A 16,252-nucleotide genomic window follows, 5' to 3' on the forward strand; every position below is an offset into this window, starting at 1 on the left:
CGCCCGATACCCGAACCGGTGCGGGATGATCGAAAGGCACCCAGAAACGGATCCGGTAGGACATGACACGCGTCGAATCGAATAACAAGGCGGGGGCGGCACCCGGGCAGTCCGGGTCGGCCACCGACACACAGCAACCAGTAGAAGTGGTCATCGTGACCGGCTTGTCCGGCGCGGGCCGCGGCACTGCCGCGCGCGTGCTGGAAGATCTCGGCTGGTACGTGACCGACAACCTACCGCCCGAACTGATCGGGCGGATGATCGAACTAGGCGCCGCTGCCGACCCGCCGATCCGGCGGTTGGCGCTGGTCATGGACGTGCGCAGCCGCTTCTTCACCGGCGAGCTCTCGGGCGTCACCGAGGAGTTGCGCGGCGCGGGCATCCGGACCAGAGTGCTGTTCCTCGAGGCCTCCGACGATGTGCTGATCCGGCGGTTCGGCTTCGCCCGACGCCGTCACCCGCTGCAGAGCGACAGCCCCGACGGGACACTGTCAGCGGGTCTGACCGCCGAACGAGCCAGGCTCGCCGCGGTCAAGGGCGCCGCCGACCTCGTCATCGACACCACCGAGCTGTCCATCCACCAGCTGCACCGCAAACTGGAGGAGGCATACGGTGCGGGCGCGCCAGCCGCACTGCAGCTGACCCTGCAGTCGTTCGGCTTCAAGTACGGTGTTCCCCTCGACGCCGACATGGTGTTGGACGTGCGATTTCTGCCCAACCCGCATTGGATTCCGGAATTGCGGGAACACACCGGACAGGAGTCGGTGGTCAGCGACTATGTGCTGTCCAGGCCCGGTGCGCAGGATTACCTGCAGACCGGCAAACACCTGGTCGACCTGACGACGACCGGATACCGCCAAGAGGGGAAGCGATACATGACCGTGGCAGTGGGGTGCACCGGCGGTAAACATCGCAGCGTCGCCATCGCCGAGGCACTGGGCGAGCGCATCGGTGCCGATGCCGGGCACGCGGCGGTGGACGTCGTCCGCGTCGTGCACCGGGATCTGGGGCGCGAATGAGTGGAACCGAAGCCGACCCAGCCATCGTCGCGCTGGGCGGTGGACACGGGCTGTACGCGACATTGACAGCGGTACGACGGCTGACGCGGCGGATCACCGCCGTCGTCACCGTCGCCGACGACGGCGGGTCCTCCGGACGCCTGCGCGCCGAACTGGGCATGCTCCCGCCGGGCGACCTGCGGATGGCGCTGGCCGCACTGTCCGAGGACGCCGACGGCGTGTGGACCACCACGGTGCAGCACCGCTTCGGCGGCACCGGCGCGCTGGCCGGGCACTCGGTGGGCAATCTGATCCTGGCCGGACTCACCGACATCCTCGGCGACCCGGTCGCCGCGATCGACGAGGTGGGCAGACTGCTGCGCATCACCGGCCGGGTGCTGCCGATGTCGCCGATCCCGCTCGACATCGAGGCCGAAGTGTCGGGCCTGGAATCGGATCCGCGCGTCGGACGCTGCGTACGCGGTCAGGTTGCGGTGGCGACCACGCCGGGTAAGGTCCGGCGGGTGCGGCTGATTCCGTCCGATCCGCCCGCCAGCCCCGAGGCGACTTCGGCCATCGAAGACGCGGATGTTGTTGTGCTGGGACCGGGTTCGTGGTTCACCAGTGTCATTCCGCATGTTCTCGTGCCGCAATTGCACGACGCACTCGTGCGTACCGGGGCACGCAAAGTACTCGTTCTGAATCTGGCCGCGGAGCCCGGCGAGACCGCCGGCTTTTCCGCGGAGCGCCATCTGCATGTATTGTCCCAGCACGCACCGGATTTCGCGGTCGACGACGTGCTCGTCGACTCGGCCTCGGTGCCGGAGGGGCGGCAGCGGGAACATGTGGCAAGAGCCGCCGAACAGTTGCGCGCACGGGTAACGTTCTGCGATGTGGCCGAGCCGGGAACGGATCGGCATCATCCCGGAAAACTTGCCGCCGCACTGGATCAACTGATCAGGTCGCCGCGGTCGCAACTGGCTGGGCTTCGAGTCGAGGGACGACACAGCGCGTCGGATGTGCGCAGTGTTGCAGAAGAGCGTTCGGGGTCGGTGGGAAAGGAGCGCGTCTCGTGGCGATGACAGCCGAGGTGAAGGACGAGCTGAGCAGGCTCGTGGTGTCGCAGGTCAGTTCGCGGAAAGCGGAGCTGTCGGCATTGCTGCGGTTTGCGGGCGGTCTGCACATCGTGGGGGGCCGGGTGATCGTGGAAGCCGAGGTGGACATGGGGTCCATCGCCCGCCGCCTGCGCAGAGAGATTTTCGAGCTGTACGGCTACGGCTCCGACGTGCACGTGCTCGGCGCGGGCGGGCTACGCAAGACCTCCCGTTACGTCGTGCGGGTGTCGAAGGAAGGCGAGGCGCTGGCGCGCCAGACCGGCCTGCTCGATGTGCGCGGACGTCCGGTGCGCGGGCTGCCCGCGCAGGTGGTCGGCGGCAGCATCGGTGACGCCGAAGCGGCATGGCGTGGCGCGTTTCTCGCCCACGGCTCGCTCACCGAGCCGGGTCGTTCCTCGGCCCTGGAAGTGAGCTGCCCCGGTCCGGAAGCGGCATTGGCGCTGGTCGGCGCGGCGCGCAGGCTCGGCATCACCGCCAAGGCCCGCGAGGTGCGTGGCACCGACCGCGTCGTGGTGCGCGACGGTGAGGCGATCGGCGCCCTGCTCACCCGGATGGGCGCGCAGGACACCAGGCTCACCTGGGAGGAACGGCGGATGCGCCGCGAGGTGCGGGCCACCGCCAACCGGCTCGCCAATTTCGACGACGCGAACCTGCGTCGTTCGGCGCGCGCGGCCGTCGCGGCGGCCGCTCGGGTGGAACGCGCACTCGAGATCCTCGCCGACGACGTGCCCGAACATCTCGCCGCGGCGGGCAGGCTGCGGGTGCAGCACCGGCAGGCCTCCCTGGAGGAACTCGGTCAGCTGGCCGAGCCGCCCATGACCAAAGACGCTGTCGCGGGCCGGATCCGGCGCCTGCTGTCGATGGCCGACCGGCGCGCCAAGGACCTCGGCATCCCCGATACCGAGTCCGCGGTGACCGCGGAACTGCTCGACGACGCATAGTCGAGAGGAGTCGCGCCGAAGGTGTGGCGAATCCGACGATTAGGGCAGAGCGGTCATGTATGACCGCTCTGCCCTTTATTCTGGGGGCTCCGCAGGCCTGAGGCCGGGGAGCTCACAACTCACAGGTGGCTGTCGTGAACGCTGACGCGGCTACTACTGTGGTTACCGTCGGAATGAATCCGCTTGAAAGCTGAGGAGCGATAACGTGACTGTCCGGGTAGGTATCAACGGCTTCGGTCGTATCGGACGTAATTTCTTCCGTGCGGTGGAGGCCTTGAAGGCCGTCGGCGAGACCGATATCGAGATCGTCGCGGTCAACGACCTCACCGACATCAACACTCTCGCCACCCTGCTGAAGTACGACTCGATCCTGGGTCGGCTGCCGCAGAACGTCTCGGTCGAGGGCGACACGATCGTGGTCGGCGAGCAGCGCATCAAGGCGCTCGCGATCAAGGAAGGCCCCTCGGCACTGCCGTGGGCCGAGCTGAACGTCGACGTGGTCGTCGAGTCGACCGGCATCTTCACCGCCGCCGAGAAGGCCAAGGGTCACCTGTCCGCGGGTGCCAAGAAGGTCATCATCTCCGCGCCTGCCACCGGCGACGACATCACCATCGTGATGGGCGTCAACGACGACAAGTACGACGGCAGCCAGAACATCATCTCCAACGCGTCGTGCACCACGAACTGCCTCGGCCCGATCGCCAAGGTCCTCAACGACTCGTTCGGCATCGTGAACGGTCTGATGACCACCATTCACGCCTACACCCAGGACCAGAACCTCCAGGATGCGCCGCACAAGGACCTGCGTCGCGCCCGCGCCGCGGCCCTGAACATCGTGCCCACCGGCACCGGTGCGGCCAAGGCCATCGGCCTGGTGCTGCCCGAACTGCAGGGCAAGCTCGACGGCTACGCGCTGCGCGTTCCGGTCCCGACCGGCTCGGTCACCGACCTCACCGCGACCCTGGCCAAGCCGGCCACCATCGAAGAGATCAACGCCGCGATGAAGGCCGCCGCCGAGGGCCCGATGAAGGGCATCCTCAAGTACAACGAGGACCCGATCGTCTCCAGTGACATCGTCACCGACCCGCACTCGTCGATCTACGACGCGCCGCTGACCAAGGTCATCGACAACCAGGTCAAGGTCGTCTCCTGGTACGACAACGAGTGGGGCTACTCCAACCGCCTGGCCAACCTGGTCGATCTCGTCGGCAAGTCGCTCTGACCGCGATGACTGTTCAGACACTGCAGGATCTCCTGGCCGAGGGTGTCGAGGGTCGGGGCGTGCTCGTGCGCTCCGACCTGAACGTCCCCCTCGACGACAACGGTCAGATCACCGACCCGGGCCGCATCATCGCCTCGGTCCCGACCATTCAGGCGCTGGTCGAAGCCGGCGCCAAGGTGGTCGTGATGGCACACCTGGGCCGCCCCAAGGGCGAACCCGACGCCAAGTTCTCGCTGGCCCCCGTGGCGGCGAAGCTGGCCGAACTGCTGGGTCGCAATGTCCAGCTGGCCGGTGACGTGGTTGGCTACGACGCGCTCTCGCGCTCGGAAGGCCTCACCGACGGCGACGTGCTGCTCCTGGAAAACGTGCGCTTCGACCCGCGCGAGACCAGCAAGGACGAATCGGAGCGGGCCAAGCTGGCCGCGGCGTTCGTCGAACTGGTCGGCGACGACGGCGCGTTCGTCTCCGACGGCTTCGGCGTGGTGCACCGCAAGCAGGCCTCGGTCTACGACGTCGCCCAGCAGCTCCCGCACTACGCGGGCACGCTGGTCGCCGCCGAGGTCGAGGTGCTGCAGAAGCTCACCAAGGACCCGGCTCGCCCGTACGCGGTCGTGCTCGGCGGCTCGAAGGTCTCGGACAAGCTCGCCGTGATCGAGGCGCTGGCCCCCAAGGTCGACACCCTGGTGATCGGCGGCGGCATGTGCTTCACCTTCCTTGCCGCGCAAGGACTTCCGGTCGGCGGCTCGCTGCTGCAGGCCGAGATGATCGACACCTGCAAGGACCTGCTCGAGCGCTTCGGCGACGTGCTGCACCTGCCGGTCGACATCGTGGTGGCCGACAAGTTCGCGGCCGACGCCGACACGAAGACCGTGTCCTCGACCGAGATCCCCGACGGCTGGCTGGGCCTGGACATCGGCCCCGAGTCGGTGGCCCGGTTCTCCGCACTGCTCACCGAGGCCAAGACCGTGTTCTGGAACGGCCCGATGGGCGTGTTCGAGTTCGAGAAGTTCGCCAACGGTACCCGCGGTGTCGCCGAAGCCATCGTGACCGCCACCTCCAAGGGTGCGTTCACGGTCGTCGGCGGCGGCGACTCGGCCGCGGCCGTGCGCGCGCTCGGCCTGCCCGACGACGGCTTCTCGCACATCTCCACCGGTGGCGGCGCATCCCTGGAATACCTGGAAGGCAAAGAGCTGCCCGGTATTTCGGTGCTGGAGGGCTGAGCGATGGCAGCACGTAAACCGCTCATCGCGGGCAACTGGAAGATGAACCTCAACCACCTCGAGGCCATCTCGCTGGTGCAGAAGGTGGCGTTCGCGCTGCCCGAGAAGTACTTCGCGAAGGTCGACGTGACGGTGATCCCGCCGTTCACCGACCTGCGCAGCGTGCAGTCGATCGTCGACGGCGACAAGCTCCTGCTCACCTACGGTGCCCAGGATGTCTCGGCGCACGACTCCGGTGCCTACACCGGTGAGATCAGCGGGTCGATGCTGGCCAAGCTCGGCTGCACCTTCGTGGTGGTCGGGCACTCGGAGCGTCGTCAGTACCACCACGAAGACGACGCGACCGTGCTGGCCAAGGCCAAGCAGGCGCTGAAGAACGAGATCACCCCGATCGTCTGCATCGGTGAGGGTCTCGGCGTCCGCGAGGCGGGCACGCACGTCGAGTTCAACCTCGAGCAGCTGCGTGGTTCGCTCAAAGGTCTGACGGCCGAACAGATTTCGCAGGTCGTCATCGCCTACGAGCCCGTCTGGGCCATCGGCACCGGCAAGGTCGCCTCGGCGGCCGACGCGCAGGAAGTGTGCGGTGCGATCCGCGGCGAGCTCGAGAAGCTGGCCTCCCCGGAGGTCGCCGCCGGTGTGCGCGTGCTCTACGGCGGCTCGGTGAACGCCAAGAACATCGGCGAGCTGATCCGGCAGACCGATATCGACGGCGCGCTGGTCGGCGGTGCCTCGCTCAAGGGTGACGAGTTCGCCACCCTGTCGGCGATCGCCGCGGGCGGTCCGCTGCCCTGATCGGGTACTTCAACGCAGAAGGGTCGGAAACCGAACGGGTTTCCGACCCTTCGCGTTTCGTGGCTATCGCGCGCGCAGGACCAGGCCGTAGCCGTTGTCGTTGCGCAGGGTGAGTGTGTCCGCGTCGACGGTGGCGGTGGTTTTCCCGTCCAGGGCGCGCAAGACGTCCTGTTCGACCTCCATCACCTCCGGCGGGCACATCATCTCGGTGGTGGCGATGGCGAAGGTCACCGATTCGCCGGGACCGACGCCCGAGGTTCCGGTCATCCGATTGCAGCCCGCGGTCCCGCTGACGGTGCCGCCCTCGCCGATGGTGAGGGTCGGACTCGCCTGGTCGAGCGCGGTCGAGCGAACCTGCGCGTCCGGTGTGAGCAAGGAGGTGACCACCCATTCGGTGCCGATCAGCGGTTTGTCGGGGCTCACGATCTTCTTGTCGGTGAGATGGATGGTGACAGACTTGCCCGTCAGCGTCAGCCGATCACCGTCGAGGCGCCAGGTGGGATCGGACTCCAGGAAGGTGCTCTGCCAGGCGTCGGCGTTCGCGCGGTCGCCGGGGCAGGCCATCAGAGTCCCCGCCAGCGGCGAGGTGTGCAGGACGTGGTTGCTCAGGTCGACGGTGCCGCCGGCGGAGTTGCAGCCGGAACTCGCCGAGATCCGGCCGTCGGTGAAGGTGAGCGTCATCGGACCGCCGCCCGGGATCTTGTCGCCGACGACCTCGGTGGAGATGTAGGTGTGCCCCATCGGCGTGGCGGTGTCGTCCACCGGATCCTCCTCGGCTGATCCGCACCCGGCCACCACCGTGGCGATTATCGCGAGGGCGGCGAGTGCTCGAAGGGTTGTCCGCATAACGCCGATGGTACGGCCCGCCCCGGACACCGTCGGGCGGTGTTCGGGGCGGGCCACGGGAACTACTAGCCCGCGTCGCCCGTGCAGTCGGCGGTGGCGAGGGAACCGCTGGCCTCGTCCTGTGCGATCACCTTGCCGTCGACGACGATCTTGCAGGAAACCGTTCCGCCGTCGATGCTCGACATGACGCTCAGCGCGGAGTACTTCACCAGGCCGGTGATCGCCACATCCTTCGACCACGGCAGCGGCACGTCGGATTCGGTCTGCACGTCCGTGGTCCCGTTGGAGTAGATCACCGTGCCGGTGCCCGAACCACCGGCCTGGTAGGAGACGGTCACCTCGCGGCCCACCTCGTTCTCGATCTCATTGGCGACGGTGCCGACGAGCGCCACACAACCACCGACGATCAGGAGCACCACGACGAGGACCCCACCGAGCACCCACGGCCACACCTTCTTCTTGCGCGGCGGCTGCGGGTAGCCACCCTGCGGCGGGTAGCCACCACCGGGGGGCTGCTGGCCGTACGGCGGTTGCTGACCGTAGGGCTGCTGACCGTACGGTTGCTGGCCATACGGCGGCTGCGGGGCATTCATGCGTGTATTTTCCTCCGTGTCGTACGAGCTCCGCCCGAACGAAACGGGAGCTGTAGTCTGATCGCTCGAAAGCGCTCAGAAGATAACACCGCATCGGTCGATCGCCCTTTTTATTATCGTGGGCCGCAAGGTATCTGGCAGTTCGCCGGGATCCCGCACAACGGGCGGGCACCGGTGGTGAGCAGGGGTCACAGCGCGCGGGACGACGGACGCCGGGGATAAGCTCGTCGGGTGGGCATCGTCGCGGCGGAACGGATCTCGACCTGGGCGCCGTTGCGGTCGCCGCTGTTCCGGGCGCTGTGGATCGCACAGTTGGTATCGAACCTCGGCACCTGGATGCAGACAGTCGGCGCGCAATGGCTGGTGGTCGACCAACCGAACGCGGCCGCGCTGGTGGCGTTCGTGCAAACCGCGCTGACGTTGCCGGTGATGTTGCTGTCGATCCCGTCCGGCGTGCTCGCCGACCTGGTGGATCGCCGCAGGCTGTTGCTCGGCGCGCAGACCGGCATGGCGCTGGTCTCGCTCACCCTCACCGTATCCACGGCCACCGGCCATACCACCCCCTCGGTCCTGCTGAGTCTGCTGTTCCTGCTCGGTTGCGGACAGGCCCTCACCGCCCCCGCCTGGCAGGCGATCCAGCCCGAACTGGTGCCGCGCGACCAGATCACCTCGGCGGCGGCGCTGGGCAGCATGAGCGTGAACATCGGTCGCGCCGTCGGGCCCGCGGTGGCGGGGGTGATCGTGTCGCTGGCCGGGCCGACCGTGGTGTTCGGGTTCAACACGGTGTCGTTCATCGGCATCGTCGCGGTGCTGCTGGTGACGAAATGGCCGACGCGCACGAGCCCACTGCCCAGCGAACGGCCCCTCGCCGCGTTGCAGGCGGGCACCCGGTTCATCCGCGCGGCACCCGCGATCAGGCGGGTGCTGTTCCGCGCGATCCTGTTCATCGCCCCCGCCAGCGCCGTGTGGTCGCTGCTGCCGGTGATCGCGCACGACCGGCTCGGACTGTCGTCGTCCGGTTACGGTCTGCTGCTCGGCGCGCTCGGGCTCGGCGCGGTGTGTGGCGCGCTCGGGTTGTCGCGGATTCGAATCCTGTTCACCCCCACCCAGCGGCTCTCGCTGGCCGCGATCTTGTTCGGCCTGGGTGCGGTCGCGACCGCACTGGTCCACAACGTGGCGGTAGTTCTCGTGCTGCTGGTAGGGGCAGGGCTCGCGTGGTTGCTGGCGATGTCGACACTGAACTCGACCATGCAGTTGCTGCTGCCCGCCTGGGTGCGCGCCCGCGGGCTGTCGGTGTACATGCTGGTGTTCATGGGCGGTCAGGCGATCGGTTCCCTGCTCTGGGGCCTGGTCGCCGGCGCCTACGGTGCGGTGACGGCGCTGCTGATCGCGGCGTCGCTGCTGGCAGGCTGCGCCGTGAGCACCCTGTGGTGGCCGATCCGGCACAACGTCGAGGAGATCGATCTCTCCCCGGCGGCCTACTGGCCCGAACCCCAACTCGTCGTCGAGCCCGAACCCGCCGACGGCCCCGTCCTGGTGATGCGCGGCTACGACGTGCCGCCCGCCGACGTCGCCGCCTTCACCGAGTCGATGGCGCTGGTCGGGCGCTCGCGGCAGCGCACGGGCGCGATGGAATGGCGGCTCTACCGCGACGTCGGTACTGTCGACCGGTTCGTCGAAGCCTTCGTCGTGCGGTCCTGGGCCGAGCACATGCACCAGCACCAGGTGCGCCTGACCGCCCGCGACCGCGAGATAGAACAGACCGTCGCCCAGTACTCAGCAGGCCCCGACACCGTCTCACACCTGGTCGCCGTAGAACCTGGTTAAAGCGTGTCTGAAAGCCGTCTGGTTTCACACACCACCCTTCTCGGGCGTCGTCGGTCCACGCCACCAGTGTGGCGTGGACCTCGGTTCCCGCGTCAACCGGGACGGTTTCACCGGCACCCGTAAGGTGTCGGTCAGCGCCTTCCCGTCGGCGGACTTTGGTAACCCGGCCTCCTGCTCGGGGGTCCGGGGATCGCGAGAAGTCCTGCTGCGTCGTCGGCCACTGCGCGAGATTGATCGCCGCGTTGTGGTCACGGTCAGCACGAAACCCGCACCCACAGACGAACACTCGATCCGCCAACGACAAGTCGGCGTTGATTGTCCCGCAGGCCGAGCAGCGTTTACTCGACGGATACCAGCGATCCGCGACAGTGACCATGCCACCACGCCAACCCTGTTTGTAGGCCAACAGGCGAGCGAAGTCGGCCCATCCGGCATCACCGATCGCACGAGCCAAACGGCGGTTACCGAGCATTCCGGTCACGTTCAGATCTTCGATAACGAGCCGGTCGTGGGTTTTGACCAGCTGGTTAGCGACCTGATGAGCGAAATGACGGCGAATATTGGCGACTCGGTGATGATGACGGCCCAACTTGGCGGCCACCCGCTGACGGTTGTGTGAGCCCTTCTGTTTGCGTGACACCGACTTCGCCAGACGACGTTGCCGATCCAAACCGGTGATCAACGGTCGCGGTGCGGTATCGACGCGGGCGACCTCGGTTCCGTCGCTGGTCGCGGCGACCGCGACCGATCCCGGGCAACGCCACCGACCGCACAATCTCGGTGTCACCGACCCGGATCCCCGCCCGCCCGGTTTTCGCGCTCTTGTTGCGGACCCGGAACGACGGAACCGTTTTGTCCTTCTTCTTGAATCGGGGAAACCCGACGCGCCTGCCCGCACGTTTACCGGTCCGTGAGTCCGAGAACGCGGCAAGCGCTCGACCGCAGTCGACGGCGGCTTCCTCGAAAACCTGCTGGCATACCTGGGTTCGCCAGGCCAATCCGGTGACCTGCACCTCGGCGCCACCGTCGGTGTCGACGGCGAAGATTCGTCCTGCGGCTTCGGTTTTCTTCCAGGTGTTGAACGTGTTGATCAGGTCGAATCTGGTCCATGGCACCTGGTGTTCGGGGCAGGTTTTGCGTGTGGCGGCTCATCATCGACGAGTGTGACACAGGCCACCGACAGCAATAGTTCGAGAGCTCCCGTCCTCTGCAGTCTCCGGGTGGTCGACAGGTGAGCCGTTGGGGCGGGATCGATACCGAACGCCGTCCCGTCGGTGCCCCATTAGACCAGTCGATCCTCCACCACCTAGGATGAACCTCATGTCGCTGTTCCTCGATATCCTCCTTGTGATCACCAGCTTGCTGTTGGTGCTGCTGGTGCTGTTGCACCGCGCCAAGGGTGGCGGCCTGTCCAGCCTCTTCGGTGGCGGCGTGCAGTCGAGCCTGTCCGGCTCCACCGTCGTCGAGAAGAACCTCGACCGCATCACCATCTTCGTCGGCATCGTCTGGTTCATCGCGATCCTCGGCATCGGCCTCGAGATCAAGTTCGCCTGATCTCACCCCACTCCTGTGGGTGCCGCACGTAGGCGCTAGCTCAGCATCAGGCGTCGTGCGGCGGTCTCGATCGCTGACTCGCTCAGCAGCACGGCATCCGCGGCGGGGCCGAGGGGGATGAAACTGTCTTCGCTGGTGACGCGGGCGAGTGTGCCGCGGTAGCCGCCGTCGATCAGGGCCGCGTAGACGGATTCGGAAACTCCGCCGCTGCTCCGGGTCTCATCGGCGACGAGAACTCGACCGGTGGCTGCGGCGTGGTGGGCGAGGTCGTCGACCGGTAGCGGGTTCAGCCAGCGCAGGTCGAGGACACGCGCGTGAATTCCTCGCGCGGCCAGCCGATCCGCGGTGCGCAAGCTCATCGGTACGCCGTTGCCGAAGGTGACGATGGTGAGATCCTCGCCCTCGCCATAGACGCGGGCACTGCCGATCGGAACGTGGTCGGAAGTCGGTGCAGCCAGCCATGATTCGTCACCGGGGTGGAGATCTCTGGTGTGGTAGAGCGCGATCGGTTCGACGAAAAGGCACACGCGACCGTCGACCCTCGCCGCTGAAACACACGTCCGAAGCATGGCGGCGGCGTCGTCGGCGCGGGCGGGCACCGCCACCACGACACCGGGGATATCGCGCAGTGCCGCAAGGGAATTGTCGTTGTGGAAGTGGCCGCCGAAGCCCTTTTGGTAGGCGAGGCCGGCGATCCTGATGACCATCGGGTTGCGGTATCGACCGTTCGAGAAGAACTGCAGAGTCGCTGCTTCGCCGCGGATCTGGTCGGCCGCGTTGTGGACGTAGGCGAGGTACTGGACCTCGGGGATCGGGATGAAGCCGGCCAATCCGGTGCCAAGGGCGGTGCCGAGGATGGACTGTTCGTCGAGCAGGGTGTCGAAGACGCGGCGGGCACCGAAGCGTTTTCTGAGGCCTTTGGTGACGCCGTACACGCCGCCCTTACGGCCGACGTCCTCACCGAAGATCAGCACGTCGCGATCTCGGGCGAGGAGTTCGCCGAGGGTGTGGTTGATCGCTTGCGCCAGCGTCATCCGGGGAAGTGTGTTCGACGGATCGGGGGAGCCGTCATCGAAACTCAATCCTGTTGCGGTGGATGATGATTCGTGAGTTTCCCGGGTGCCGGTGTAGGTGTGGGCGCGCTGCGCAGTCCGGACCACGTCGTCGCGGACAGCATCCGGATGCGTGGGTGCGAGCGGCGCGATCACGGCGGACGCGGAGTCGAGCCGGGCTTCTCGCACCACCTCATCGGCGGTCTCGCGAACGCGTGCACCGATGCGTTCGTAGCGATCGAGGAGCTCGGCAGCATCGGCGACCCCCGCTGAAATCAGGTAGCGGGCGGTGCCGAGCAGCGGGTCGCGGGCCAGATCGGCGGCGATGTCGGCCGGGCCCCGATAGGCCGACTCGACATCGGACCCGGCATGTCCACCCAACCGGACCGTCCGCAGGTGCAGGAAAACCGGCACCTTCCAGGTCCGGGCCAGATGCACCGCGTCTTCGGCGGCGCCGAGTACATCGGGCAGATCGCAGCCATCGGCGGCGATATAGGTGAGTCCGGGCCGCGGTCCGTAGGCGCGTTCGATCCAGTCCGGCGCGGTGGGCACACTGATGCCGAGCCCGTTGTCCTCACAGACGAACACCAGCGGCATCGGCACCCCCTGATGGGACGCGTGCACCGCAGCATTGACCGCCCCGACCGCCGTCGAATGATTGGCCGACGCGTCTCCGAAACTGCACACCACCACCGCATCCGCAGGCCAAGGACACGAAACCCCTTGCTTCGCAGCCCGATCCAACGCGAACGCCAACCCCACCGCCCGCGGCAGATGCGAAGCGATAGTCGACGTCTGCGGAATGATCGACGCCGCCGCACTCCCGATCACTTTGTGCCGCCCACCGGATATCGGATCAGCGACCGCCGCGACCACCCCCAACAGCACATCCCGAATCGGATCCAGCCCCGGAACCTGCTTGCACCGCTGCACGAAGAACGCCGCCGACCGATAGTGCAACAACGCCGGATCATCCACCCGCAACGCCGCCGCCACCGCCGCATTACCCTCGTGCCCCGACGACCCGATGCTGTAGAACCCCTGCCGGGCCGCACCGAGCCTCCGCGCGGCGAGATCGAGATGCCGACTGGCAACCTGAGATTCGAACACCTCGAGCCCGAACGCGCCATCGATCGCATCGAGCGGATCAACCCGACCGGACACCCGGAGCCCGTCCATCGCGCCCCGAAACGCCCCGTCCAGATCCACAGAACCCAGTGCCACCGCGACCACTCCTCGTCCGACGGAGAGCCGACGTCCGAACCATCGGCCTGCCAAGAAAGCTACTGTGAACGTCCATGAACACGGTGCAATACCCGCAGATGCGCGCCATGGTTTGTCCGCACTCGAAGCCATGTCAGACCCCGAGTATCAGCAGCGCGTGTGGCTGGAACGCCGGTTCCCTCATCCAGGTCACCAACAGGGCAATGTGCTGAATGCTCGGCGCTGGGGTGAGTGACGACACAGTTGCCCTGGCGGGGGTGGGGTGATTTCGCTGGTGGGAGGGGGTTGTGGAATCGGACAGAGGCATCGCTCGCGGATTGTCAACCGGCACCCAGATTTTGACGGCGTCGCAGTGGTCATGTTTACAGTGGCGCGTTCGGCACCGTGAGGGTGCCGGATGTCGACATGATCAGAAGCGGGGAGTTCTAGATGGCCGGCAAGCACCGAAGAGTTAAAGCAGGCGTGATCGCGAGGCGTGCGGCACCGGCATTGGGGGTCCTTCCCGTGATGTTCGCCGTGGCTTGCACCGACACCGGCACCGATGTCGCGAGTTCGACGTCGACGAGCCTGGCGCCGAGTGATACGCAGGCACCGAAACCCACTACGGCAACACCGGCTCCGGCTACTCCGCAACCGGAGCCGGGAACCGCGACCCCGCCGCCGCCCGGTGATCGAGGTGGCGCCACACCGGTGGTCGGGCCGGGGCGCACCACCACCGTGCAGCCAGGTGTCACCGCGCCGGGCGACGATCCGAACGCTGCGTTCGGGCCTCGCACGACGCCGCGTCAGCCGGGTGTCACGGTGCCGCGCGAGGCCAAGCCGGGTCCGTTCGGGGATTACGCTGTCCCGCCGGGGCATCGGACCGTGCCGAGCAACGAGGGTGCGCCACCGGTGAACCTCGGCGCGCTGCACGCACCGCAAGCCGTGGAGCCGGTCGCGCCCATCGCGCCGCCGGACCGGACGTTGCGACTTGGTGATTTCACCTCCCCGGTGCCCGACGAGGTGCCGGAAGACCTTCTCGACGGCGTGAACTCGGCAGCCGCGAACGCCGAGGCCGCCATCTCGACGGGTGGCAAGTCGGTCGGCATCGATCCGAGTCGGTCGGACAAGATCGCCGCCGGTGCGTTGGCGGGTGCGGCAGTGGCAGGTGTGCCCGCGGCCGTCGTCTGTGGTGTTGCCGGGGGCGTGTTGACCGTTGCCTCCGGTGCTGCGTTCGCTGCCGGTGGTGCCGCCGCGGCGGCGGCCCTCCCTGTTGCGCCGGCTGCGGGCGCCGCTGGATTCGCCGCAGCGGTTGCCGCCGGGTCCGCGGTCGGCGCTGTCGTGTGCGGAGTTCCGGCCGCCGTTGTCGGCGGTGTGGCTGGTGCCGCGGCAGGAAGCGTGCTGTAACGCCGCACCGCACACCACGAACCAAAAATGTTGCCCTCCAGCCTGATTCGGCTGGAGGGCAACGTCATTCAGTGGCTACGAGCCGAATATCACTGTCCCCGTTCGGCAATCGACGCGATCATCGTTCGCCCGTCGCGGACCGTGGTGGTGATGAGCTGGGTGTAGAGCAGGTCATCGGCAGGCATGCCGCCGGGCCGCCGTTCGGTCAGGTCGAGTTCGTAACTGTCCGGGCCGATCTGGGTGATCTGAGCGCAGTAGGTCGTGCCCAGCGGGATGTACTTGTCGATCCCGTCCTGGATGATCGGGGCCGTGCCCACGGTGTCGGCTTCGGGCGCCACGAACGACCGTGCCTTTTCGCCGCTCCGGTCGGTGTAGAAGGCGTGCTCGAAGCCGAGGATCACGCCGGGGCCGGAGTTGGTGTCGCCGGGACCTCGGCCGATGGTCAGGTTGCCGCGCACTTCATCGGCGCAGGCCAGCGGCCCTGCCGTCCTTTTCGTCGTGGTCGTCGGCGGGCTGGTGGCGGCGACGACCACCGTCTCCTCGGGCCCGCTGTCCTGCCCGGTCAGGACGACATAGGTCATCGCCGCCGCCACGCCGACCGCGATGGTGGCCACCGAACCCAGCAGGATGACGCCGATCTTGCGGCCCGCTTTCGACGACGGCTCGGCGGGCGTGCTTTCGCTGTAGAGATCGTCGAACAGGTCGTCTTCGTCCCAAGTGGACTGCTGTCGGCCAGATGCCTTGCCCGGCTTGAAGATCGCCGCCATCGGGTCGTCGTCCCACGACGGCGGCGGTTCGCGAAGGCGGTCCTCCCGACCGTTCGGTGCCGGTTCCTGCTGAACGGGCGGTAGCGGATCACGCTGCATCGGGGGCTGGCGCTGAACAGCGGGCTGATGCTGCATCGGGGGTGCAGGATCCTGCTGAACCGGCCGTGCGGGCGCCGACCAGTCCGGCAGCCCATCGGCGCCGATGGTGCGCATCGGCTCGTTCCCCGCGGGCGCCCGGAACTGAGGAGGCGGCGCCGGGATCATCGGCTCCGGATCGGCCGGTCGCCACGAAGTCGGCGCCTGCTCGTGCAGACCCGCCACGGCGGCCGGATCAGGCCCGAGTGCGTCCAGCGGCGGACCGAATGGTGACCCGGAACTCTCGTCCTCCCATGGTCCTGTGGAACCCACCCATCACCCTTTCCCTTCCCATGCCGGCGCCTCGCACCCGGCTCGAGCGCACATTCGGCGCACGGGGCACGACAGCACCACAGGTCGGCAACCCGTGATGTCCCGGTTGGCAAACTCGCGTCCCCCGCCACACCGATCGCCCGACATTTTACCCGCTGGACCCCGGTCCAGGACCGGCCGAGAGGGCCGGACAGGGAAAACGACGACGTGCTGTGCGATTGATCATGAACTGACCGAAATATGTTTAGACGCGACCGCATATTTCCGAAAGCGCAGGGGTGGTCGCCGCTGTCAGGGTAGTTCTACG

The 16,252-nt window shown here is 67.4% G+C and carries 13 protein-coding genes and 1 pseudogene; 9 read left to right on the top strand and 5 right to left on the bottom strand.

The features are described from left to right. Window positions 1-62: 62 nt before the first annotated feature. From rapZ to tpiA, 6 genes are all read left to right on the top strand, one after another. Window positions 63-1,019: an RNase adapter RapZ gene (gene rapZ, locus ACFWUP_RS27110; RefSeq protein WP_379238795.1), complete on the top strand. Its 957-nt coding sequence runs from the start codon at window positions 63-65 to the stop codon at window positions 1,017-1,019. Beyond that, window positions 1,016-2,080 (top strand): uridine diphosphate-N-acetylglucosamine-binding protein YvcK, encoded by a 1,065-nt coding sequence (gene yvcK, locus ACFWUP_RS27115; protein ID WP_379238796.1) that lies wholly within the window; start codon window positions 1,016-1,018, stop codon window positions 2,078-2,080. Before rapZ ends, yvcK begins: the two co-directional genes overlap by 4 nt. Beyond that, on the top strand, window positions 2,071-3,054 hold the full coding sequence (whiA, locus tag ACFWUP_RS27120) for a DNA-binding protein WhiA (protein WP_056810477.1): 984 nt from the start codon (window positions 2,071-2,073) through the stop codon (window positions 3,052-3,054). Before yvcK ends, whiA begins: the two co-directional genes overlap by 10 nt. A gap of 205 nt (window positions 3,055-3,259) precedes the next feature. Further along, complete coding sequence (gap, locus tag ACFWUP_RS27125; RefSeq protein WP_379238797.1) at window positions 3,260-4,276, top strand: type I glyceraldehyde-3-phosphate dehydrogenase; 1,017 nt, start codon at window positions 3,260-3,262, stop codon at window positions 4,274-4,276. Window positions 4,277-4,281: 5 nt separating this feature from the next. Beyond that, the gene (locus ACFWUP_RS27130) at window positions 4,282-5,496 is read left to right on the top strand and encodes a phosphoglycerate kinase (RefSeq protein WP_379238798.1); all 1,215 of its coding nucleotides are present in this window, start codon (window positions 4,282-4,284) and stop codon (window positions 5,494-5,496) included. 3 nt (window positions 5,497-5,499) lie between these two features. Continuing rightward, window positions 5,500-6,288, top strand: coding sequence for a triose-phosphate isomerase (gene tpiA / locus ACFWUP_RS27135; protein ID WP_379238799.1), 789 nt, complete (start codon window positions 5,500-5,502; stop codon window positions 6,286-6,288). A 63-nt stretch (window positions 6,289-6,351) separates the two neighbouring features. Here tpiA and ACFWUP_RS27140 read toward each other — a convergent pair whose 3' ends face one another. Together ACFWUP_RS27140 and ACFWUP_RS27145 are read right to left on the bottom strand one after the other, a co-directional pair. Next, complete coding sequence (locus ACFWUP_RS27140) at window positions 6,352-7,134, bottom strand: META domain-containing protein (RefSeq protein ID WP_379238800.1); 783 nt, start codon at window positions 7,132-7,134, stop codon at window positions 6,352-6,354. Between the two features lie 65 nt (window positions 7,135-7,199). Further along, complete coding sequence (locus tag ACFWUP_RS27145) at window positions 7,200-7,727, bottom strand: hypothetical protein (protein WP_379238801.1); 528 nt, start codon at window positions 7,725-7,727, stop codon at window positions 7,200-7,202. 231 nt (window positions 7,728-7,958) lie between these two features. On the opposite strand from ACFWUP_RS27145, the gene ACFWUP_RS27150 reads away from it, so the two are divergent. Beyond that, the gene (locus ACFWUP_RS27150; protein WP_379238802.1) at window positions 7,959-9,554 is read left to right on the top strand and encodes an MFS transporter; all 1,596 of its coding nucleotides are present in this window, start codon (window positions 7,959-7,961) and stop codon (window positions 9,552-9,554) included. Between the two features lie 277 nt (window positions 9,555-9,831). Here ACFWUP_RS27150 and ACFWUP_RS27155 read toward each other — a convergent pair. Next, a pseudogene (locus ACFWUP_RS27155) lies at window positions 9,832-10,578 on the bottom strand (RNA-guided endonuclease InsQ/TnpB family protein); the annotation flags it as partial. 296 nt (window positions 10,579-10,874) lie between these two features. On the opposite strand from ACFWUP_RS27155, the gene secG reads away from it, so the two are divergent. Beyond that, on the top strand, window positions 10,875-11,108 hold the full coding sequence (gene secG, locus ACFWUP_RS27160) for a preprotein translocase subunit SecG (RefSeq protein WP_101468684.1): 234 nt from the start codon (window positions 10,875-10,877) through the stop codon (window positions 11,106-11,108). 35 nt (window positions 11,109-11,143) lie between these two features. Here the strand turns inward: secG and ACFWUP_RS27165 are convergent, their stop codons facing one another. Next, entirely contained in the window at window positions 11,144-13,339 is a 2,196-nt protein-coding gene (locus ACFWUP_RS27165) for a dehydrogenase E1 component subunit alpha/beta (RefSeq protein WP_379238820.1), read from the bottom strand. Between the two features lie 474 nt (window positions 13,340-13,813). On the opposite strand from ACFWUP_RS27165, the gene ACFWUP_RS27170 reads away from it, so the two are divergent. Next, window positions 13,814-14,770: a hypothetical protein gene (locus ACFWUP_RS27170; protein WP_379238803.1), complete on the top strand. Its 957-nt coding sequence runs from the start codon at window positions 13,814-13,816 to the stop codon at window positions 14,768-14,770. A gap of 89 nt (window positions 14,771-14,859) precedes the next feature. Here ACFWUP_RS27170 and ACFWUP_RS27175 read toward each other — a convergent pair whose 3' ends face one another. After that, window positions 14,860-15,945: a hypothetical protein gene (locus ACFWUP_RS27175; protein ID WP_379238804.1), complete on the bottom strand. Its 1,086-nt coding sequence runs from the start codon at window positions 15,943-15,945 to the stop codon at window positions 14,860-14,862. Window positions 15,946-16,252 lie beyond the last annotated feature (307 nt).

Source organism: Nocardia sp. NPDC058658 (assembly GCF_042716665.1).
Lineage (GTDB): Bacteria > Actinomycetota > Actinomycetes > Mycobacteriales > Mycobacteriaceae > Nocardia.

Coding starts and splice junctions, on each gene's coding strand:
- ACFWUP_RS27145 (WP_379238801.1), bottom strand. CDS start 7,727: ATGAATGCCCCGCAGCCGCCGTATGGCCAGCAACCGTACGGTCAGCAG.
- ACFWUP_RS27130 (WP_379238798.1), top strand. CDS start 4,282: ATGACTGTTCAGACACTGCAGGATCTCCTGGCCGAGGGTGTCGAGGGT.
- tpiA (WP_379238799.1), top strand. CDS start 5,500: ATGGCAGCACGTAAACCGCTCATCGCGGGCAACTGGAAGATGAACCTC.
- rapZ (WP_379238795.1), top strand. CDS start 63: ATGACACGCGTCGAATCGAATAACAAGGCGGGGGCGGCACCCGGGCAG.
- secG (WP_101468684.1), top strand. CDS start 10,875: ATGTCGCTGTTCCTCGATATCCTCCTTGTGATCACCAGCTTGCTGTTG.
- yvcK (WP_379238796.1), top strand. CDS start 1,016: ATGAGTGGAACCGAAGCCGACCCAGCCATCGTCGCGCTGGGCGGTGGA.
- ACFWUP_RS27170 (WP_379238803.1), top strand. CDS start 13,814: ATGGCCGGCAAGCACCGAAGAGTTAAAGCAGGCGTGATCGCGAGGCGT.
- ACFWUP_RS27140 (WP_379238800.1), bottom strand. CDS start 7,134: ATGCGGACAACCCTTCGAGCACTCGCCGCCCTCGCGATAATCGCCACG.
- ACFWUP_RS27165 (WP_379238820.1), bottom strand. CDS start 13,339: ATGGACGGGCTCCGGGTGTCCGGTCGGGTTGATCCGCTCGATGCGATC.